General features: G+C 41.8%; 19 protein-coding genes and 2 pseudogenes. 1 reads left to right on the top strand and 20 read right to left on the bottom strand.

What is annotated here, in order from left to right:
• Nucleotides 1-141: 141 nt before the first annotated feature.
• From groL to HT729_RS07465, 7 genes are all read right to left on the bottom strand, one after another.
• Nucleotides 142-1764, bottom strand: coding sequence for a chaperonin GroEL (gene groL / locus HT729_RS07495; RefSeq protein WP_138699794.1), 1623 nt, complete (start codon nucleotides 1762-1764; stop codon nucleotides 142-144).
• A gap of 15 nt (nucleotides 1765-1779) precedes the next feature.
• Complete coding sequence (groES, locus tag HT729_RS07490; protein ID WP_000917330.1) at nucleotides 1780-2064, bottom strand: co-chaperone GroES; 285 nt, start codon at nucleotides 2062-2064, stop codon at nucleotides 1780-1782.
• A gap of 155 nt (nucleotides 2065-2219) precedes the next feature.
• Complete coding sequence (locus tag HT729_RS07485; protein ID WP_000282467.1) at nucleotides 2220-2615, bottom strand: single-stranded DNA-binding protein; 396 nt, start codon at nucleotides 2613-2615, stop codon at nucleotides 2220-2222.
• A gap of 76 nt (nucleotides 2616-2691) precedes the next feature.
• On the bottom strand, nucleotides 2692-3453 hold the full coding sequence (locus HT729_RS07480; RefSeq protein WP_138699795.1) for an SDR family NAD(P)-dependent oxidoreductase: 762 nt from the start codon (nucleotides 3451-3453) through the stop codon (nucleotides 2692-2694).
• 41 nt (nucleotides 3454-3494) lie between these two features.
• Nucleotides 3495-4121: a YtpR family tRNA-binding protein gene (gene ytpR, locus HT729_RS07475; protein WP_138699796.1), complete on the bottom strand. Its 627-nt coding sequence runs from the start codon at nucleotides 4119-4121 to the stop codon at nucleotides 3495-3497.
• A gap of 15 nt (nucleotides 4122-4136) precedes the next feature.
• Entirely contained in the window at nucleotides 4137-4454 is a 318-nt protein-coding gene (locus HT729_RS07470; protein ID WP_138699797.1) for a thioredoxin family protein, read from the bottom strand.
• On the bottom strand, nucleotides 4451-4750 hold the full coding sequence (locus HT729_RS07465; RefSeq protein ID WP_001013971.1) for a DUF4651 domain-containing protein: 300 nt from the start codon (nucleotides 4748-4750) through the stop codon (nucleotides 4451-4453). Before HT729_RS07465 ends, HT729_RS07470 begins: the two co-directional genes overlap by 4 nt.
• Before the next feature lie 93 nt (nucleotides 4751-4843).
• On the opposite strand from HT729_RS07465, the gene HT729_RS12445 reads away from it, so the two are divergent.
• Nucleotides 4844-4975 carry a hypothetical protein gene (locus HT729_RS12445; protein WP_264175841.1) on the top strand — a complete coding sequence of 44 codons (132 nt, stop codon included), beginning with the start codon at nucleotides 4844-4846 and terminating at the stop codon, nucleotides 4973-4975.
• A 24-nt stretch (nucleotides 4976-4999) separates the two neighbouring features.
• Here HT729_RS12445 and HT729_RS07460 read toward each other — a convergent pair.
• The 13 genes and pseudogenes from HT729_RS07460 to HT729_RS07400 form a co-directional block, all read right to left on the bottom strand.
• Nucleotides 5000-5197: pseudogene (locus HT729_RS07460) on the bottom strand (N-acetylmuramoyl-L-alanine amidase family protein); the annotation flags it as partial.
• Nucleotides 5198-5438: 241 nt separating this feature from the next.
• Nucleotides 5439-6113, bottom strand: coding sequence for a membrane protein (locus HT729_RS07455; protein WP_000725711.1), 675 nt, complete (start codon nucleotides 6111-6113; stop codon nucleotides 5439-5441).
• Nucleotides 6114-6117: 4 nt separating this feature from the next.
• A complete protein-coding gene (locus HT729_RS07450; protein WP_172931855.1) occupies nucleotides 6118-6564 on the bottom strand; it encodes a LytTR family DNA-binding domain-containing protein in 447 nt (148 codons plus the stop codon).
• A 219-nt stretch (nucleotides 6565-6783) separates the two neighbouring features.
• Complete coding sequence (locus HT729_RS07445) at nucleotides 6784-7287, bottom strand: phosphatase PAP2 family protein (protein ID WP_000800906.1); 504 nt, start codon at nucleotides 7285-7287, stop codon at nucleotides 6784-6786.
• A 234-nt stretch (nucleotides 7288-7521) separates the two neighbouring features.
• Nucleotides 7522-9282, bottom strand: a pseudogene (locus HT729_RS07440) (ABC transporter ATP-binding protein).
• The gene (locus HT729_RS07435; protein ID WP_240164424.1) at nucleotides 9272-10999 is read right to left on the bottom strand and encodes an ABC transporter ATP-binding protein; all 1728 of its coding nucleotides are present in this window, start codon (nucleotides 10997-10999) and stop codon (nucleotides 9272-9274) included. The pseudogene HT729_RS07440 and the gene HT729_RS07435 overlap by 11 nt, the downstream one beginning before the upstream one ends.
• 16 nt (nucleotides 11000-11015) lie before the next feature.
• The gene (locus HT729_RS07430; protein ID WP_050223005.1) at nucleotides 11016-11486 is read right to left on the bottom strand and encodes a MarR family winged helix-turn-helix transcriptional regulator; all 471 of its coding nucleotides are present in this window, start codon (nucleotides 11484-11486) and stop codon (nucleotides 11016-11018) included.
• A gap of 176 nt (nucleotides 11487-11662) precedes the next feature.
• A complete protein-coding gene (locus HT729_RS07425) occupies nucleotides 11663-12379 on the bottom strand; it encodes a YebC/PmpR family DNA-binding transcriptional regulator (RefSeq protein ID WP_000532877.1) in 717 nt (238 codons plus the stop codon).
• 576 nt (nucleotides 12380-12955) lie between these two features.
• The gene (gene ply / locus HT729_RS07420) at nucleotides 12956-14371 is read right to left on the bottom strand and encodes a cholesterol-dependent cytolysin pneumolysin (RefSeq protein ID WP_100104871.1); all 1416 of its coding nucleotides are present in this window, start codon (nucleotides 14369-14371) and stop codon (nucleotides 12956-12958) included.
• Nucleotides 14372-14381: 10 nt separating this feature from the next.
• Nucleotides 14382-14792: a hypothetical protein gene (locus HT729_RS07415; protein WP_000595751.1), complete on the bottom strand. Its 411-nt coding sequence runs from the start codon at nucleotides 14790-14792 to the stop codon at nucleotides 14382-14384.
• Nucleotides 14785-15393: a hypothetical protein gene (locus HT729_RS07410; protein WP_100104870.1), complete on the bottom strand. Its 609-nt coding sequence runs from the start codon at nucleotides 15391-15393 to the stop codon at nucleotides 14785-14787. The genes HT729_RS07415 and HT729_RS07410 overlap by 8 nt, the downstream gene beginning before the upstream one ends.
• A gap of 12 nt (nucleotides 15394-15405) precedes the next feature.
• Complete coding sequence (locus tag HT729_RS07405) at nucleotides 15406-15864, bottom strand: DUF4231 domain-containing protein (protein WP_100104869.1); 459 nt, start codon at nucleotides 15862-15864, stop codon at nucleotides 15406-15408.
• Between the two features lie 310 nt (nucleotides 15865-16174).
• Nucleotides 16175-19258 carry a YSIRK-type signal peptide-containing protein gene (locus tag HT729_RS07400; protein ID WP_166731240.1) on the bottom strand — a complete coding sequence of 1028 codons (3084 nt, stop codon included), beginning with the start codon at nucleotides 19256-19258 and terminating at the stop codon, nucleotides 16175-16177.
• Nucleotides 19259-19434 lie beyond the last annotated feature (176 nt).

The raw sequence follows: 19434 nt of genomic DNA, 5'->3' as shown, positions 1-19434 counted from the left end.
GATGTTTTTTGATTTTAGTACAGTATTATTTTATCATATAAATTAGGAGAGCTCAAATCAATTTAGAAGTGAATAGCATAAAAAGGAGGGGTAGGCATTCCCTCCTTTTGTGTTTTTTATAAGTTGTTTTCTATAGAAAGCTTACATCATGCCGCCCATCATGCTTGGATCCATTGTCGGAGCCGGAGCTACTGGTTCTGGTTTATTGGCTACAACTGCTTCCGTAGTCAAAATCAAGCTGGCTACAGATGCTGCATTTTGAAGAGCTGAACGGCTCACTTTAACTGGGTCGATGATTCCCTCTTCAATCATGTTGACCCACTCGCCAGTTGCTGCGTTGAAGCCTGTACCAACTTCAGCATTTTTCAAACGATCGATAACGATTGAACCTTCAAATCCTGCATTGTGGGCGATTTGACGAACAGGTTCTTCCAAAGCACGGAGAACAATATTGCGTCCTGTTGCTTCGTCTCCTGTCAATTCCAAGGTAGCAACAGCTGGAATCACATTGGCAAGAGCTGTTCCACCACCTGCAACAATACCTTCTTCAACAGCTGCACGAGTAGCGTTGAGGGCATCTTCAATGCGGAGTTTCATTTCTTTCAACTCAGTTTCAGTTGCGGCTCCGACCTTAATAACCGCTACACCACCTGACAATTTGGCCAAGCGTTCTTGCAATTTTTCACGGTCAAATTCAGAAGTTGTAGTTTCGATTTGAGACTTGATAACCGCAACACGGTGAGAAATCGCTTCAGGATTTCCTGCACCTTCTACAATAACCGTACTATCTTTGTCCACGGTCACTCTCGCTGCTTGACCAAGAGCTTCAATTGTCGCATCTTTCAACTCAAGACCAAGGTCTTCTGTGATAACTGTTCCGCCTGTTAAGATGGCGATATCTTCAAGCATGGCTTTGCGACGGTCACCAAAACCAGGTGCCTTGACTGCTACTACGTTGAAGGTTCCACGAATCTTGTTCAAAACAAGAGTTGGAAGAGCCTCACCATCCACATCATCCGCAATAATCAAGAGTGGACGATTGCTTTGGAGAATGCTTTCCAAAAGTGGCAAGATTTCTTGGATATTGGAAATTTTCTTGTCTGTAATCAAAATGTACGGATTTTCAAGGTCAGCCACCATTTTTTCGCTATCAGTCACCATGTACTGTGAAAGGTAACCACGGTCAAACTGCATTCCTTCTACGACTTCAAGCTCTGTTTCCATACCACGTGACTCTTCGATGGTGATGACACCGTCTTTGCCAACTTTTTCCATTGCTTCAGAGATGTACTCACCAACTTTTTCAGAACGAGAAGATACGGCTGCAACTTGAGCGATAGCTTCTTTATTGGCAACAGGGATGGCGTTGTTTTTCAAAGCTTCAACTGCTGCGGCAACTGCTGTTTCAATCCCACGACGAATACCGATTGGATTTGCGCCTGCTGTGACGTTTTTGATTCCTTCACGGACGATTGCTTGGGTCAAAACAGTTGCAGTTGTAGTTCCATCACCTGCGATATCATTGGTTTTTGAAGCTACTTCTGATACCAATTTGGCACCCATATTTTCAAAATGGTCTTCTAATTCGATTTCTTTGGCAATGGTCACACCGTCATTGGTAATCAAGGGTGAGCCAAATGATTTTTCAAGAACGACATTGCAACCTTTTGGTCCCAAGGTTACTTTAACAGTATCTGCAAGGATATCGACACCACGGACCATAGCTGAACGGGCATCTGATGAAAATTTAATTTCTTTTGACATACTTACTTTCTCCTTCTATTCTTCAATGATTGCCAAGATGTTAGCTTCGCCTACGATGATATACTTTTCATCGCCATCTTTGACATCAAGACCTGCGTGGGCTTCAACTAAGACACGGTCTCCAGTTTTAACACTTGGAGCAACCAAGTCACCGTTCAAGGTACGAACACCTTGTCCAGTAGCCACAACTTGGGCTGTTTTGGTTTTTTCTTGGGCTGAGCCTGCAAGGACAAAGCCCCCAACGGTTTGTTCTTTTTCTTCTATTTTTAAGACCACACGGTCCCCTAATGGTTTCAACATCTGATTTCCTCCATAATGAGATAGATATTATTAGCACTCTTTGAACTTGAGTGCTAATTCATAATTCTATTGTATCACTTGGTCAGAAATAGTCAAGAAAAAAGTCTGACTTTCTCAAGATAAAAAGCCTGAGACCAACTCAGACTTTTTAATTCTTAAAATGGCAATTCTTCCTCTTCCAAGACTAGGTCTGCCAAGTCTTGACCTGCATTATTTTCACGCATGGCACGTTGAGCACGACTTTCCAAGAGTTGGAATCCAGTAACAAGTACTTCAGTCACATAGTTCATTTGACCATTTTTCTCAAAGCGACGGGTACGCAATTCTCCATCCACAGAAATAAGACTACCTTTGGTTGCATAGCTTGCCAAGGTTTCTGCTAGTCTGCCCCATAGAACCATATTAACAAAATCAGCTTCACGTTCCCCGTTTTGGTCTTTGTAACGACGGTTGACTGCAATAGTCGCTCGCGCTACTGACTTGTCATTGTTGGTTTTGTGCAATTCTGGTGTAGACGTTAAACGTCCAATCATGATAACTTTATTATACATATTTTTTCCTCCTACTTATCTATTCGCAGGAAATCAAAAAAAGTTACAGAAATTTGTAACTTTTCGAGAAAATTTTTTATTTTTTATGAACCATGAAACCTGTCGCCTGTTGATTGGCCATAATGGTCATATCTGTAATCTGAACACGACGAGGTTGACTGGTCACATAGACTACTGTGTCTGCAATGTCTGGTGCCTGCAAGGCTTCGATTCCCTGATAAACCGTCGCAGCCCGCTCTTTGTCACCATGAAAACGTACCGTCGAAAAATCTGTTTCGACAATTCCAGGCTGAATGGTCGTCACCTTGATATCCGTTGCGATGGTATCAATTCGCAGACCATCTGAAAAGGTCTTAACCGCTGCCTTGGTAGCTGAGTAAACAGCGGCACCAGCATAGGCGTAGATTCCTGCGGTTGACCCCATGTTGATGATATGTCCTTGATTGGCTTTTACCATTGCTGGCAAGAAAGAGCGAGTGACTGCCATCAAACCTTTGACATTGGTATCCAGCATGATCAACATATCCAACTCTTCATAGTCCTGATAGGGTGCCAAGCCTAGAGCCAGTCCGGCATTGTTGACCAGAATATCAATCTGACCTATCGTTTCTAGAATATCAGAGCAGACAATCTTTACCATGATCATATCCGTCACATCTAGTTGAAAGGTCCAGACATTTTGATTTGGGAAAGCTTCTGCAAACTCCGACTTGAGGACTTCTAGTCTGTCTGTCCGTCGTCCGGTTAGAACGACATTCTCACCCTGCTCCAGATAAGCACGCGCAATCGCTTCACCAATACCTGATGTCGCTCCTGTAATTACTACATTTTTTGCCATCTCATTTCCTTCTAGCTGGTCTATCAGATACTAACAGCTTCTTAGGCGGTCCAGTGTTTAGCTGGATCAAATGGAGTTCCAACAACTTGGTCTTCTGATAATTCAATAACACCACGTTTTTGCGGAGCATTTGGCAGATGCAATTCACGAGGACTGCACATCATGCCAAAACTCTTTTCACCACGAAGTTCACCTGGGAAAATAAGATTGCCTTTGGGCATCATAGCTCCAGGAAGAGCCACAATGGTTTTCAACCCAAGACGCGCATTAGGAGCCCCTGCAACGATTTGTACAGTCTTGTCACTTGATACTGCAACTTGGCAGATGTTGAGGTGGTCACTATCTGGATGAGCTACCATCTCGACAATTTCACCAACAACAAACTTAGGTTCCTTGTCATTGATAATTTCTTCTTTAAAACCTTCCGCCTGCAATTCTTGGTTCAAACGAGCGACTTGCTCATCTGTCAAAAAGACTTGACCGAACTCTGCAATTTCAAATAAACTTGAAACTTCAAAAATATTCCAAGCCACTGTTTCCCCATTATCTTTGAGAAAAACACGGGCTACCTTGCCTTTGCGTTCTACATCCAGTTTGGCATCTCCGCTATTTTTCACGATGACCATAAGGACATCACCGACATGTTCTTTGTTGTATGTAAAAATCATTGTTTTCTTTTTCTCCTATTTCAGTCCTGCTAAAAAGTCGTTAATTTGTTGCTTACTTTTACGGTCGCGATTAACAAAACGACCAATTTCCTTGTCCTTTTCTAGAACAACAAGGCTAGGAATTCCATAAACATCCCAGAGTTTAGCCAAATCCATATACTGGTCTCGGTCCACACGAATAAAGGTGAACTCTGGATTGGTCTCCTCAATTTCTGGCAAGGCAGGATAGATATAACGACAATCGCCACACCAGTTTGCTACAAAAAGGAAAACCTTCTTCCCATCTTTTTCCACTAAAGATGCTAATTCTTCTAAACTTGCTGGTTGTATCATAAGACTTCCTCCTCATAGACTAGGTCTTCATTTTCATAGACAAAGGTATAATGACGGCCATCCTCAAAAATGACGCCACCAACCAAGCTCTCTAGACTGCTTTCATAGACTTGAACATAGAGGGTCGCAATTTCCCCCATGTCTGAAAAATGGTCTCGCACAATCGCTGTCAACTCTTCCTGAGTCTTCATGAGCTTACGGTCATCTGCAACTTTTTTCGTAGCAAGGGCAAGGCTCCCAATACCAAGCAGGGCCAGACCTGCCATCCACATTTTTTTAGCTTTCATACCATTCATTTTAACACAAAAAAGGCTTTAGGACAAATGAGGAAGCAGCAGAAAAGCAAGTAAAAAGCCTCTTCCTTTAAGGAAAAGGACTTCTTATACTCAATGAAAATCAAAGAGCAAACTAGGAAACTAGTCGCAGGTTGCTCAAAGCACTGCTTTGAGGTTGTATATAGAACTGACGAAGTCAGCTCAAAACAGTGTTTTGAGGTTGTTGATGAAGCTGACGTGGTTTGAAGAGATTTTCGAAGAGTATTATTCTTATTGCCAGGCACCTAAGTTGCCAACGTAGTAACCATCAGGTGTGTAGGTATTGCGAAGCATCTTACCTGATGAAGCTAGATCATACCACTTGCCATTATCTTTGACCCAATCATTCGCAATCATGGCACCAGAAGAACTTACATAGTACCATTTTCCCTTGTCATAAACCCAAGCGCTTGCTTTCATGGCTCCTGAGCAATTAAAGGTTCAAAAAACTGTCCAATATCCTTCATTTTTTTAAAGCATTTTACACTACATCATCCACGCTGTAGGACATAGATACATCAAACGTAAGAGCCAAAATATCGAAAAATATACAACTTTTAAAGGCAACATTTCATTTTTTAAAGTCTAACAACCATAGAACTGAAATCAGAGCAAGGCTTCAATTTCCTACTCTTAGTACGCCTATTTTGATGATTGAAGTGAAGATTTTTTATTTAACGTAGACAATTCCCAACTTCCCAAAGGCCACATCTCCACGGATAATCAAGGTTTTGCTGGTTGGGGCTAGAGGGGCATCTGCCTTGGCTACACCACAGAAAGTTTCCACCTTCAAATCAACTCTCCAATGTTGGGGAACATAGATAACTGCATTGCCAAAACCAACTTCTACTTTCAGGGTTGCAGTGTCTCCTAAAATCTCTGCATTGTCGTAATATATCTTGGCATTTCCGAAGCCAACTTCTACTTGGTCTTCTACCAATTCTTGATTTTGCTTGTAGAAAGTCCCAGTCCCAAAAGCGACTTCCTTATCTGTAAGAATGGTCTTTTCACCATCATACCACCATTTTTTCCCGTTCCAAGTTCTGTTAGAATGAGTGAGTACGCTGACACCCATTACGATTAAAATACTAGCCCAGAACAATGACTGATTTGGAATCGGTAAAATGTCATAAAAATGATTAGCAATCATGAGAGCTACAAAAGTTGTAAAAACTGCTGATGTCAGATGACGACGAAGCAAAGCTTCAACTGATTGATAGGCAAAAAATGCAATACCAAGCAAGGGCCAAATATGCCCTCCCAGAGAAGGGATTCCAAAATTTCCTTGTAATAATATTAAAGCCGCCAAAATAAGCAACACAATACCAAATGCTTTCTTTTTCATGTTCTTACCTCATGTTTCTTAGATTTTCTTTTAGGAGGGATTGGTAATGCCGTGACACATGAACCTCCTTGTGGGTCTGATAAAAGGAAATGGTGCCCGTTCCTGAAAAGGACTTGTCCACCGAATAGATTTGCCGAATATTAGCGATCGTTGACTTGGATACCCGACTAAAATAACGAGGAAGGATAGCCTCTAACTCATAGAGTTTAAGCCGAACCTCGTAGGCGTCTTTCTGGGTATGGGCGTAAATCTTGCTACCTTCTGTCTCAAAGAAGAGAATTTCCGACAAGTCTAAGTAGTACTCACCCGTCCCCTTGTAAAAAATCAACCGAGGAGACTTGGACTCTTGCAAGAGACGTTGCAAATCCGCAATCTCATCTGTCAGGGCTGCCGCCTTTATGATAATTTCAGTTTCCTCTAAATTACTGTCAATTTCGATTCGTAACTTCATTCCATCTCCTTTCTGACTCTACTATATCAAAGGAAAAATAAGAAAACAAGAGCAAAAAAGCAAGTGGTTACTTTAGGCACGTAAGTGGTTCTAGGACCGCCTTATACTCTTCGAAAATCAAATTCAAACCACGTCAGCGTCGCCTTACCGTACTCAAGTACAGCTTGCGGCTAGCTTCCTAGTTTGCTCTTTGATTTTCATTGAGTATTAACTTACAGGTCAAAATAGAAAGAAAAGCACACCCCACACAAGACCACAAATATAACCAACTACTACATCCTTGGGATAATGCACTCCACCTAAGACTCTCACTAGACCGAGGAGGGCTGATAATGTCAAACAAATCATCCCCATAGTTAGACTAGCATGCAAGCAAGCCATGGAGATAATGGTTGCTGAAAAGACATGACGACTGGGCATAGACTGACCAGGACTATCTCTGTCAAGCAAGGGTTTAATATCCCATTCCTCATAAGGCCTAGGGGCATTGATTTTCTTGCGAAGAAAGGACAAAATCACAAAACCTGACGCTGGAATAAACAAATAGATCCCGGTCTGTTTTCCAAGTCCTTCTTGGAGACAGGTAGTGGCTAACAAGGTCAGATAAACTATAGGCATAACTACCGTCATGAACCGATTGAAAGTTCTTAACAAGCTCAGAAGAAAGGGCTTATTTCCAATGTTACCAGCAATGTGGTCATACCATTCTTGATAATTTTTCATATATTTTCTCATTACCTACTCAAATTTTATACTCAATGAAAATCAGAGAGCAAACTAGGAAGCTAGCCACAGACTGCTCAAAGCACTGCTTTGAGGTTGTAAATAAGACTCATATACCTATGACAAGGCGAAGCTGACGCGGTTTGAAGAGATTTTCGAAGAGTATTGCTTATAGGGAAGCACTTGTCTTCTAGTATAGTGCAGAAAAAGAAGGCCGTCAAGCCTTCTTTCGATTTACTCTTCCACTTCGTCTTCTGTAAATTGACTGTTGTAGAGGTCAGCGTAGAAACCAGCTTGTGCCATCAGCGCATCATGATTTCCTTGCTCAATGATATTTCCATCTTTCATAACCAGAATAAGATCAGCATTACGGATGGTTGACAAGCGGTGGGCGATGACAAAGGAAGTTCTGCCCTCCATCAAACGATCCATAGCTTTCTGAATCAATTCCTCTGTACGGGTGTCAACAGAAGAGGTAGCCTCATCTAAGATTAGGAGCGGTGCATCTTTCAGCAAAGCACGAGCAATGGTCAAGAGTTGTTTTTGCCCGACAGACAAGGTCACTGTATCGTCCAAGATGGTATCGTAACCATCTGGTAGGGTCATAATAAAGTGGTGAATCCCTACAGCCTTGCTGGCTTCGATCACGCGCTCATCACTAATACCTGTTTGGTTATAGGTAAGATTGTCGCGAATGGTTCCTTCAAAGAGCCAAGTATCCTGCAAGACCATTGAAAAGGCATCATGTACTTCCGAACACTTCATATCCTTGGTATCCACACCATCGATACGGATACTCCCCTTATCAATCTCATAAAACTTCATCAAAAGATTGACAATGGTTGTCTTACCAGCTCCAGTCGGTCCGACAATGGCAACCTTTTGCCCTGCATGAGCGGTCGCAGAAAAGTCATGGATGATAGTTCTCTCTGGTGTGTAACCAAAGGAAACTCGATCAAAGACCACTTGACCTTTCATATCGCTCAATTGTCTTTCTTTATGGGATTCGTCTCCCATTTCCTCTTCAGCTAGAAATTCGAAGACACGTCCCATGGCTTCACTAGCCTGCTGCAAACTAGTAATCCCTTGGGCAATTTGTGAAAGGGGCTGAGAAAAGATACGAACGTAAGCCATAAAGGCAACGATAATCCCGATACTAATCTGCCCATTCAGAGCCAAGGCTGCACCAACGATAATCACCAAGGCATAGCTAAAGTTCCCAATAAACACCATAATCGGCATCATAATTCCTGAAATAAACTGAGACTTCCAGATACTGTCATACAGACGATGATTTAATGTTGCAAATTCTTCTTTCGTGCTCTCGATAGCATTGTAACTGGTCACCACATTATGGCCAGAGTACATTTCCTCCACATAGCCATTGACAGCTGCCAAATCTTGTTGCTGACTCTTAAAGAAGCTCTGGGATTTGCCCATAAAGACGGATACAAATACAAATCCAACAAGGGTTTAAACAACCGTTACCAAGGCTAAAATCCAGTTCATCCCAAACATGGTTACCAAGACTGCTAAGACCAATAAACTAGATGAGAGAACTGTTCCCAGACTTTGATTAAGGGACTGGGCTGCAGTATCAACATCATTGGTCACACGAGACAAGGTATCTCCCTGAGAATGTCCATCAAAATATCCCAATGGTAGGCTATTGATTTTCTCTGCAATAGCTCTTCTCAAACGCTCTGAAAAACGTTGAATGGCTGTTGTAAACAGAAAGGCCTGCAAATAATTTGATAGAAGTCCAATCACATAAATCACGGCTAAAAAACCACCAATAGCTGCAACCGCCGCGACATCCACACTTGTTTCCAGACCACTTGCAATAATATTGGTCATTTCCTTGATACGGGTTGGACCATATACAGTAATGATATTGGATACGATTGTTGCTAGAAAGGCTATCAGAAGGGCAAACTGGAGACCTGCAAGATAGGGTTTACTCTGTTTCCAGAGCGACAGTTTTTTATTTTCCATGTTCCAATTCCTCCTTCGATAGTTGTGAGTAGGCAATTTCTTGGTAAACTTCATTGTTTGCTAGAAGTTCCTTGTGGGTGCCTTGGCCCACGACTTTACCTTGATCCAAGACCAAAATCAAATCTGCATCCATAATCGTTGAAATACGCTGTGCGACGATAAGCTTGGTCATAGACTTGGTTTTCTCTGCTAGCTCTTGGCGTAGGACACGGTCTGTCTTGTAGTCCAAGGCTGAGAAGGAGTCATCAAAGATGAGGATTTCTGGCTTCCGAGCCAAGGCGCGCGCAATTGCCAGACGCTGTCTTTGCCCCCCTGAGAAGTTGGTTCCTCCTTGGGCCACTTCTAACTCTAAGCCCTCTTCCTTGTCTTCGATAAAGTTCTTAGACTGGGCCAATTCCAAGGCTTGCCACATAGCCTGCTCACTAAGTGGTGTTTCTTGACTTTGTCCAAAGTCTAGATTGCCCTTGACATCACCTGAAAAGAGAACCGCTTTCTGAGGAATATAACCAACCTTGTTGCGCAAATCTTTCAAGTCATAGTCTTGAACATTGACACCGTCCACCAGAATTTCTCCTTCTGACACATCGTAGAAACGTGGAATCAGATTGACCAGAGTTGATTTACCAGAACCTGTTGACCCAATAAAGGCCACTGTTTGACCAGCTTCTGCTTTAAAGCTAACATGCTCGATAACTGCCTCTGAATTTGCCGCATAGCGGAAGGTCACATCCTTAAACTCGACCTGACCTTTGAGGTTTTCATCAGCCAGCTGCACTTGAGCAGAGTTTTGGATAGACGAATGCAAATCTAAAACTTGATTAATCCGCTTAGCAGAGACCATAGTTCGGGGAAGAACGATGAAGAGCGCCCCCATGAGAAGGAAGCCCATGACAACCTGCATGGCATAAGACATGAAAACAATCATGTCACTAAAGAGAGGCAGACGTGCTATCGGAGCAGCGTCGTTAATCACATAAGCCCCAATCCAGTAAATCGCCACACTCAAACCACTTGAAATCCCCATCATGATAGGGTTCAAAATAGCCATAAGACGGTTGACAAACAAATTCAAGCGTGTCAATTCATCGTTTGCTGCTGCAAATTTTTCATTTTGGTATTCTTCAGCATTGTAGGCGCGAACGACACGAATACCTGTTAAACTCTCACGAGTGATACTGTTCAGCTTATCTGTCAGACTTTGAATCAAGGACTGTTTTGGAAAGGCTAGCGTCATCAAAACAGTCGTCATCAAAACATTGACAATTACTGCCACAAGAACGGCCCAGAGCCAGTATTCTGAATGACCTAAAATCTTTCCGATAGCCCAGATAGCCATAATCGGACCACGCGTAACTACTTGCAAGCCCATAGTAATCAACATCTGAACCTGAGTAATATCATTGGTAGTACGAGTTAGAAGACTAGGAATAGAGAATTTCTTAATCTCTGTCTGCGAGTAGTCTAAAACTCGGTTAAAAATATCACTTCTCAACCTACTAGTATAAGAAGCTGCCACTCTGGATGCAAAAAATCCAACTGCAACTACGGACAAGAAGGCAAGAAAGGACATTCCCACCATCATGCTTGCCGGCTGCCACAACTCATCTAAATTAGTTCCTTGACTACCTAGCAAATCCGTAATTTTCGAGATATAAGTCGGCACTTCCAACTCCAGATAGACCGAAAGGCAGGTAAAGAGAATGGCTAGTAAAATCATCCCCCATTATTTCCTACTAATTCGTTTGGCTAATTTCTTCATTCTCTCCTCCTATTCTCTCGATATTTGCCTGTAGTTGACCGAGAACTTTCTCAAAAATCAGTAATTCATCTTCATCAATGTCTTCCATCAACTGCTTGTCTATGCGTTCAAAGAAGGCCTTAACCTGCTGCATTTGAGAACGTGCTTTGTCCGTCAAACAAACAAATTTTGCCCGCTTATCAACAGGACTCGCCTCCAATTCCACCAAACCATTTTGCACCATACGCTTGACCAAATTACTAGCAACAGACTTGGTAATATTGAGTTCCTGCTCGATATCTTTAATCAAGACCAAGTCTTGGTTTTTCTCACGATTATCCAAAAAACGCACAACCTGACCTTGAGGCCCACCCATAAATTCAATACCACAACGTTTGGCTTCCTTTTGCACCATGAGGTGAATCTGATGACCAAAACGCTTAAAGACTAACATCGGTTTGTCCATACAAACTCCTTTCTAACTATCACATTTAGTTCCCCTAGGAACTAAATAAGTTTCCGTGAGAACTATTTTACCACTTTGAAAAGAGATGTCAAGAAAAAGTTTCCTAGAGAACTATTTTTTTGATTTAAAAAATCCCAAGTGATTTTTTCACTTAGGATCATGTTTGCTAGGTTAATTTAGAACCCGTCTACGTTTGTGTAGATTTTTTGTACGTCTTCGTCGTCTTCAAGAACGCTGTAAAGTTTTTCAAAGGTTTCAAGGTCATCGCCTGACAATTCCACTTCTGACTGAGGAATCATTTCCAATTCAGTCACTTGGAATTCTTCGATACCTGACTCACGAAGGGCAACGATAGCCTTGTGAAGGTCAGTTGGAGCTGTGTAAACTGTGATTGTACCTTCTTCTGCTTCTACATCATCCACATCCACATCTGCTTCAAGCAATTGCTCAAAGACTGCATCGGCATCTTCACCTGCAAATACGATAACTCCCTTGTTGTCAAAGAGGTATGAAACCGAACCTGAAGCGCCCATGTTTCCTCCGTTTTTACCAAAAGCTGCACGGACATTAGCCGCTGTACGGTTGACATTTGAAGTCAAAGTATCAACAATCAGCATAGAACCATTTGGTCCAAAACCTTCGTAACGTCCTTCTGTAAAGGTTTCGTCTGTGTTTCCTTTTGCTTTATCAATCGCTTTATCGATAACGTGTTTTGGCACTTGAGCTTGTTTAGCACGGTCGATAACGAATTTCAAGGCTGAGTTTGATTCTGGATCTGGATCACCTTTTTTAGCTGCTACATAGATTTCTACACCAAATTTTGCATATACTTTAGAGTTAGCTCCATCTTTAGCCGTTTTCTTGGCTACGATATTGGCCCATTTACGTCCCATTAGGAATCTCCTTTTTTCACATTTTAATCTTTCTTATTATAACACAAGTTTTTTCGATTTTCACTAGAGGAAATAGATTTTATTCAGTAAATCAAGCTAGGATGACACTTTTGTTGCCAAGATGGTCTTGCCTTTCTATCCTTATCAACATTCAAAAAACAAACTAGACCATTATCTGAAAATAGAAAGTTTCTACCAAGTTTGACAAAGTCCGCTCAAACTACTGTTTAGAGTTTGTAGATATAATCGACAAAAACAATCATACTGCACCTTTTATTGACAGTCTACTCCAGACATATCATAGTTCAAGTAAATACTTTGAAATTCAACAGTTCTTATAGGCGCTATTGTATTCTAAGAAATCAATAGAAGAGCTTCTAAAACAAGCAAAAGGTAGCTAATTCCCTGTATAGCAAGGAGTTTCACTACCCTTTTTACTTTTTCTTACAGCCACTGTTTGATAGACTCATTTTAACATCACGAGCATACTCCAATGGAAATCGCTAGGCAAGAGATAAACTTTCAGATGTTCGCAGAGAGATCATCGCCTCTTTTTGTCGCAAACATTCTTCTCTCCTAATCATTTTCTACCTTATCCTCTACCTGAGGATAAAGAGTCGTTCCCCAAATAGAAATCGTCCGCTTACGCACTAGTGGCAAATCGGTTTTTTCATAAACCGTACGCCACCATTCCCAGGCAAGTCCGGTACACTCCCTAATTTTGATAGAGAGATTGCGAACATTCCCTTTTAAAGGAATACTAGTGGTAAAATGAGCCGTCAAATCCTGCCCATTTCTGTTCCAAGCCTTAGGAGTCAAAACTTCTTTACCTTGATAATCATAGGATAATTCATCCCAAGTAATATAATATTGGGCAACATAGGCACCACTATGATCCAAGAGTAAATCTCCGTTTCTGTAAGCTGTCACCTTAGTCTCAACATAGTCTGTACTGTTTTGAAAGGTCGCAACTACATTGTCCCGTAAAAATGAAGTTGTATAGGAAATCGGTAACCCTGGATGATCTGCTGTAAAGCGACTGCCTTCTTGAATCAAGTCCTCTACCATATCCACCTTGCCTGTTACAACTCGGGCACCCGAACTCGGGTCGCCCCCTAAAATAACTGCCTTCACTTCTGTATTGTCCAAAATCTGCTTCCACTCTGTCTGAGGAGCTACCTTGACTCCTTTTATCAAAGCTTCAAAAGCAGCCTCTACTTCATCACTCTTACTCGTGGTTTCCAACTTGAGATAGACCTGACGCCCGTAAGCAACACTCGAAATATAGACCAAAGGACGATCGGCAGAAATTCCTCTCTGCCTCAAATCCTCTACCGTTACAGTATCTTGAAATACATCTCCTGGATTTTTAACAGCATCTACGCTGACTGTATAATAAATCTGCTTAAAATTAACAATCTGAATCTGCTTTTCGCCCGAATGGACAGAGTTAAAATCAATATCAAGAGAATTCCCTGTCTTTTCAAAGTCAGAACCAAACTTGACCTTGAGTTGTTCCATGCTGTGAGCCGTGATTTTTTCATACTGCATTCTAGCTGGGACATTATTGACCTGACCATAATCTTGATGCCACTTGGCCAACAAATCGTTTACCGCTCCGCGAACACTTGAATTGCTGGGGTCTTCTACTTGGAGAAAGCTATCACTACTTGCCAAACCAGGCAAATCAATACTATAAGTCATCGGGGCACGATCGACCGCAAGAAGAGTGGGATTATTCTCTAACAAGGTCTCATCCACTACGAGAAGTGCTCCAGGATAGAGGCGACTATCGTTGGTAGCCGTCACGGAAATATCACTTGTGTTTGTCGACAAGCTCCGCTTCTTTCTTTCGATAACAACAAACTCATCGGGTAGCTGATTCCCCTCTTTGATGAAACGATTTTCAATACTTTCTCCCTGATGGGTCAAGAGTTTCTTTTTATCATAATCCATAGCTAGTATAAAGTCATTTACTGCTTTATTTGTCATCTTCTACCTCCTAATAAGTTCCTGGATTGAGTTGCATAAACTCAGACTTGTTCAGCGAAATCAGCCGTGGTTGGACTAAGTGATCCAAAATTTCCTCGTATAATTCTTCTGAGACATTGCGTCGCCGTCTGGCTAGATAAGAAGTCGGAATGACCGTATTATCCAACATAAATACCTTATCTAAGTCAATCAAGGTTGGTCTTGTAAAAGGATTACGAGCTAGATCCGGCTCTTCTATCATAAAGTTCTTGACCAAACGTCTGGTCAAGAGAGCTGGTTTGAAGGTCTGATTTTTAACTAACTCTTTGTTTTTAGTCATGCTGTTGTCAATACAAATATACATATGATTCTTCACAGCCAAATCGCTACTAATACTTGGAAAAGGCAAATAAAGAGCTACAACATCTCCTCTCTTAATCAAGCAAGAGTACCCCCTTTTCTCCTAATGTAACATAGACAGGATTGACCAAGTCTTCTGATTGACTCAGTGCTTCCAAAGTTTGAGTTTGGCGCCCTGTCAATTTAGTAGCATCTTGTCTCTTCAATACAAAATGCTTGTCGCCAATTACCTTGACACTATAATCCTTCTCCAAAGCTGACTGGTAAATCCACATCAGATCTTGTCTGTCCTGAGAACTCAAGAGAGAAGGATGTTCAAGTCTCCCGACAGACTGATAAAAATCAAAAACAGGGGCTAACTCCTGCCAATCTGACTGGCTAGTTGTCAAGGCTAGAAAAAGGGCTTTGCGAGCTGATACTTCTTGATTAGCCTTGAGAGTCCCTTTTCCCTCCAAGTTTTTTAGAAATTGGGAAACTCCAGAAAGCAAATCTTTCTCTAACTGCGAGAAATAAAAACCTTGCCTTCCCAGACATAAGTCTCTCAAGTCGCTTTCTCTAGCAAATAAGAGTTCAAACAGTTGATAGTAAAAGAAAAATATCTGGCACTGGGTCGCACTCATCTTTTCCTTATCGGCTTCTTTTTTCAACCAGAGCAAGGGCAAAAGGTAGCTGGATTGAGACATTTCCTCCACCTCCTATTCTTTTTTCTCTGGAGCATCTGCACTAGCTGCCACTTCTTTTGACTGGATACTTTCCCACTGGTTGATTTCCTCTGAGATAATACCTTCGCATGTCTTGACAAATAGAGCAAAAGCCTTGGTTTTTCCTGCATATTTCTCCGTTTGACATTGATAGAGGAATTTTTCTCTCTCCAGGAGTTGCGCAGTTTTTTGGTAAGAAATCCAGTGTTCCTTGGCATTATACAAATTGAGAATCCCCTCACACAGCAAGCCTAAACTGGACAAGGCAACCGAAATCAAACGGTAGCGATCACCTGGCATAGGAATAGCACAAAAGACAGCTATGAGAAAACCTGCCACGATTTCTGTTATTTTTAATACCTTATAGCGTCTACGATGTTGAACGCTTTTCTTTAAAAAATGAGCTATCTGTACGTCTAATCGCTCTGTCAAGTACATTTCTTCTGGCGTCATATTCGTAACTCCTTTCATTTACTTTGATAATCATAGTATAACATATTTGAATATCAAAGTATAGTAAAAACTGAACTATAACTTATTATAAAATCCAAATATGAAATATTTGTGAAATAAGGGAAAAATATCACAAATAAGATAGAACAAAAAGTTTCAAAATGATAAAAGCGCATAATATCTTGCCTTAAAAAGCTTGATATTATGCGTTTTATCAGAGAAAGATTTTCTGAATGTTCACCTCAAATTGAGTTTTCCAACATTCTATCAATCACTATTCTAGCTAGTTTCCAACTCGTCTAAACTTTGCTTATCTTAACTGAGCAAGAATAGCTTTGAGTTTCTCAATCAACTCATCTTCTGTGTGGTCAGACTCTTTCTCATTGGCTAGGAAGGCAACTGCTTGAGCGAGAGCTTCTCGTGCTTGGTCGAGAACTTTGGCATCTACATTTGTAAGGTCGCTTTCTTGCAGAACCTTAGTCAATTCCTTGGTCAATTTCTTGAGTTCTGACTCTTTCTTGCGACGCGCGATGAGGAAGAGAAGGAGACCAAGAAGGGCGAGCAGGCTAGCAATCATGGTACCGTATGGAAGATGACCTTGCTCTTTGCTTGTTTCTTTCATTTCTTCTTCATCCTTAGTCGTTTGCTTGCCTTTCAAGGATTCGAGAGCTTCTTTGACCTTGGCAGTCATCTCTTTCAAGCCTGCCTCTGTCAAGTCAGCATTTCTAAGGGCTTCTTGACCTTCTCCGAGAATGACCTTCGCAGCGTCGATGACAGATTGATCAATACCATCCAAGTCTTTCAAACGAGTTTCCAAGTCTTGAATCAAATCTCTTAAGACGGATTTATCAACCTGTTTCTCTTGACTCGATTGAGTGCCTCCAGCAAAAGCTACACTTCTCCGGCTACGGGCTGGTGGTGTCGCAGAACTTTCAGATAGCCCTTGTGAAGACTCTGCTTCTGTCGAATTTCCTGTTCCCCTCTGTTGAGCAGATGGACCAGTAGCTTGATCCGTCGAATTTCCCGAATGAGCAGGAGTGCTTGGAGTAGTAGGCTGATCTTGGTTATTTGCATCGCCTTGACCGCCATCATCATTGATTGCACTAATTGCATTTGTTTTAGCATCGTTCAACTCTTTAGCTGCTTTATTTCGTTTAGCTTCGTCTAAGCTAATACCTGTAATAGCACCAACTGCTGTATCTTTCTTAGTTGTTACGTCTTGTGGTGAAGTAGCTCTATTAACTTCGGTTATACCGTTCGTTTTAGCTGCTTCCACTTGTTGTTTCAACTTAGTTACGTCAGCTGGTAATAGATTCGCACTATCGATTTCTCTGTTTTTTCTATCAGCTTCCGCATTGATTGCACTAATTGCATTTGTTTTAGCATCGTTCAACTCTTTAGCATCTTCTTCTGCTTCAGTACGTGTTCTGGCATGCCACTGATTTGCAAGGAGCAACTCATGACCATCTAAAAATCTCATGCCAGCTGCATAAACTAATTTTTTAATATCATTATTCCCTCTTGTTTCAAAGGTAATCTTATATTTTCGATTAGAATTGGGAAGTTCAAAGTAAAATAAACGTCCTGTACTAGAATTTATGATTCTAAATTTCTCATCCGCACTACTACGTTCCTCTTGGCTCTGATAATCTCTGCGATAGGGATTTGTCCCTCTAGGCCCTTGAGTAGCTAACTGTGTCAAATTATCTGCCGGCAGTGGACGAATTCCAAAACGATTAGTAGCTCCAACATGTTGTGGAGTACCTTCTTTTTGTCTACCAAATTGTGCTTGACTAACTTTTAACAATGATAAAATGTCACTAGTATTTGGAGAATATGCTGTAGTACCACCACCCTGGTTAGAGATAGAAATCCCATCTGTACCATGTTTGAACTCTTGTCCAGATGGTACAGTAAACCACACCTGTGAATGACCTGGTAACGTCCTATATCCATTATTAAGTTCTAATTGCCAACGAAATCCATCGCTCGTTGATGTTACTGTATATTTGATATAATTTTCAGCCTCTGATACTGGTCGTGTTGCATTATTTCGAGGTGTTCTATCAGAATAATAGACATAAGTATACCTACCATACGGAGAATTTCCCTTGTTGCCTGATTTCTCAAAGTAACTTTCTTTTGCGTTTTTAAATTCCTCAGAGTAGTTTTCGCCAGCTCTTGCCGCCCTTGCAGATCTTCCACTATAGTTAGCATTACGAAAGTCAGAGTAGCCACCATCACGTGGTTGCGGGGTTACTCCTCCACCTGTAGTCTCTTCTCCATATTTTTCTTCCAGCACTCCTTCGATGAGGTCTCGGGATTTTTTCAGGTCGACTAGGGCAGCTGCAAAATCTTCTTGGCTGATGGTATCACCCTTAGAAAAGGCTTCATTAAACTTATCAGCTGCTGCTTTTGCTGCTTGGATTTTATCTTCCGACGCTCCGTACCGTCGAAGTTCCTTGGTGATATCCTCCAATTCCTTTTTTAGTCCATAGGCGCCGTTCTTACCTTCTGTCGTATTGGTGTAGGTTGGGAGTTCTCGTGGAGTAGATTGAGAGTTGGCTTCAGGTGCTGCTTCCTTTCCTGCATCAGTTGGACTAACTTGGTTTGCAGCTGGTTCAAGATCGATTGGCCCACCTCTTTTACGACGCTTCCCACTACTTGCTTGCTCAGTCACAGCCCCATCTGGAGCGCTAAGCTTATTATTTGTCGAACTTGCTTCACCCAAGTCTGTCAATTTTGGTAGCGATGGCTCCAAGGCTTGATTGACCCGACGAGTCAGGTCTTCCATGAGTTTAACTTGCTCATCAACCTGCACTTGCGTCGCATTTGGGTCGTCCAAAACTGCCTTAGCTGCTGCTAGACCTGCTTCCACTTCATCGTGGAGCGCTTTCATGGAGCTAAGAGTTAGTTTTTCCAACAAAGCTTGCAGATTGCCTTGGAGTGATTTAGCTTCTGTCGTTTTAGTGGCAGATGTGGGCTGGTCTTGCTCTTTTACTGCTCCTCCTTGAGAAGTTTCTTGAGCAGCTGGCTTCGTCTCTGGTTTGGTAGGAGCAAGGTCAGCTGTTTCCTGTCCCTTACTAGCGTCCTCGGCTTTAGTCTCTATAGAGTTTGACTCCCCTGTAGACTGGAGCTCAGCCGACGGTTCAGTCTGAGAGACCTTCTCTGGCTCTTCCCCAGCTGACTCCTGCGGATCCCCATCTGAATTTCCAGCAGGTCCAGCAACTACATCACTGGCTGTTGCCGAAGATACTGCAGGTGCCTGCGCTTGCACCCCATTGGCAAAAAACATCAGAGCCGCAACCGCAACACTAGCAGCCCCAAAATGGTATTTACGAATGGAATAACGGAAAATTTTCTCTCCGTTATCCTTATTGCTTTTTCTAAACATAAGCATAAATCCTTCCCTTGTCTGAGAGCTTCCCCGAGCTTAAAAAGCGCACAAAAAGCCGATAGACGATAATGTATCAACTATATACTAACACTTCTGACATACAAATCAATCCCCTCTCTGACAAGATAGAGTCAGTAAAGGCAAGGAAAAGCGACAATATATATATATATGCA

The sequence above is a fragment of the Streptococcus sp. 79 genome, from assembly GCF_013277425.1.
In the GTDB taxonomy this organism is placed as follows: domain Bacteria; phylum Bacillota; class Bacilli; order Lactobacillales; family Streptococcaceae; genus Streptococcus; species Streptococcus pseudopneumoniae.
The sequence above is the reverse complement of the archived record's forward strand: the minus strand, read 5'-3'. Positions and strand labels throughout refer to the sequence as shown.

Excerpts from the sequence above, each read along its gene's own strand:
- HT729_RS07445 (WP_000800906.1), bottom strand. The coding sequence starts at position 7,287 with ATGAAAAATTATCAAGAATGGTATGACCACATTGCTGGTAACATTGGA.
- HT729_RS07400 (WP_166731240.1), bottom strand. The coding sequence starts at position 19,258 with ATGTTTAGAAAAAGCAATAAGGATAACGGAGAGAAAATTTTCCGTTAT.
- HT729_RS07450 (WP_172931855.1), bottom strand. The coding sequence starts at position 6,564 with ATGAAGTTACGAATCGAAATTGACAGTAATTTAGAGGAAACTGAAATT.
- HT729_RS07425 (WP_000532877.1), bottom strand. The coding sequence starts at position 12,379 with ATGGGACGTAAATGGGCCAATATCGTAGCCAAGAAAACGGCTAAAGAT.
- ply (WP_100104871.1), bottom strand. The coding sequence starts at position 14,371 with ATGACAAATAAAGCAGTAAATGACTTTATACTAGCTATGGATTATGAT.
- HT729_RS07485 (WP_000282467.1), bottom strand. The coding sequence starts at position 2,615 with ATGTATAATAAAGTTATCATGATTGGACGTTTAACGTCTACACCAGAA.
- HT729_RS07410 (WP_100104870.1), bottom strand. The coding sequence starts at position 15,393 with ATGTCTCAATCCAGCTACCTTTTGCCCTTGCTCTGGTTGAAAAAAGAA.
- HT729_RS07480 (WP_138699795.1), bottom strand. The coding sequence starts at position 3,453 with ATGGCAAAAAATGTAGTAATTACAGGAGCGACATCAGGTATTGGTGAA.
- HT729_RS07455 (WP_000725711.1), bottom strand. The coding sequence starts at position 6,113 with ATGAAAAAGAAAGCATTTGGTATTGTGTTGCTTATTTTGGCGGCTTTA.
- HT729_RS07435 (WP_240164424.1), bottom strand. The coding sequence starts at position 10,999 with ATGATTTTACTAGCCATTCTCTTTACCTGCCTTTCGGTCTATCTGGAG.
- HT729_RS12445 (WP_264175841.1), top strand. The coding sequence starts at position 4,844 with ATGAAAATCAAAGAGCAAACTAGGAAACTAGTCGCAGGTTGCTCAAAG.
- HT729_RS07465 (WP_001013971.1), bottom strand. The coding sequence starts at position 4,750 with ATGAATGGTATGAAAGCTAAAAAAATGTGGATGGCAGGTCTGGCCCTG.
- ytpR (WP_138699796.1), bottom strand. The coding sequence starts at position 4,121 with ATGATTTTTACATACAACAAAGAACATGTCGGTGATGTCCTTATGGTC.
- groES (WP_000917330.1), bottom strand. The coding sequence starts at position 2,064 with ATGTTGAAACCATTAGGGGACCGTGTGGTCTTAAAAATAGAAGAAAAA.
- HT729_RS07405 (WP_100104869.1), bottom strand. The coding sequence starts at position 15,864 with ATGACGCCAGAAGAAATGTACTTGACAGAGCGATTAGACGTACAGATA.
- HT729_RS07470 (WP_138699797.1), bottom strand. The coding sequence starts at position 4,454 with ATGATACAACCAGCAAGTTTAGAAGAATTAGCATCTTTAGTGGAAAAA.
- groL (WP_138699794.1), bottom strand. The coding sequence starts at position 1,764 with ATGTCAAAAGAAATTAAATTTTCATCAGATGCCCGTTCAGCTATGGTC.
- HT729_RS07430 (WP_050223005.1), bottom strand. The coding sequence starts at position 11,486 with ATGGACAAACCGATGTTAGTCTTTAAGCGTTTTGGTCATCAGATTCAC.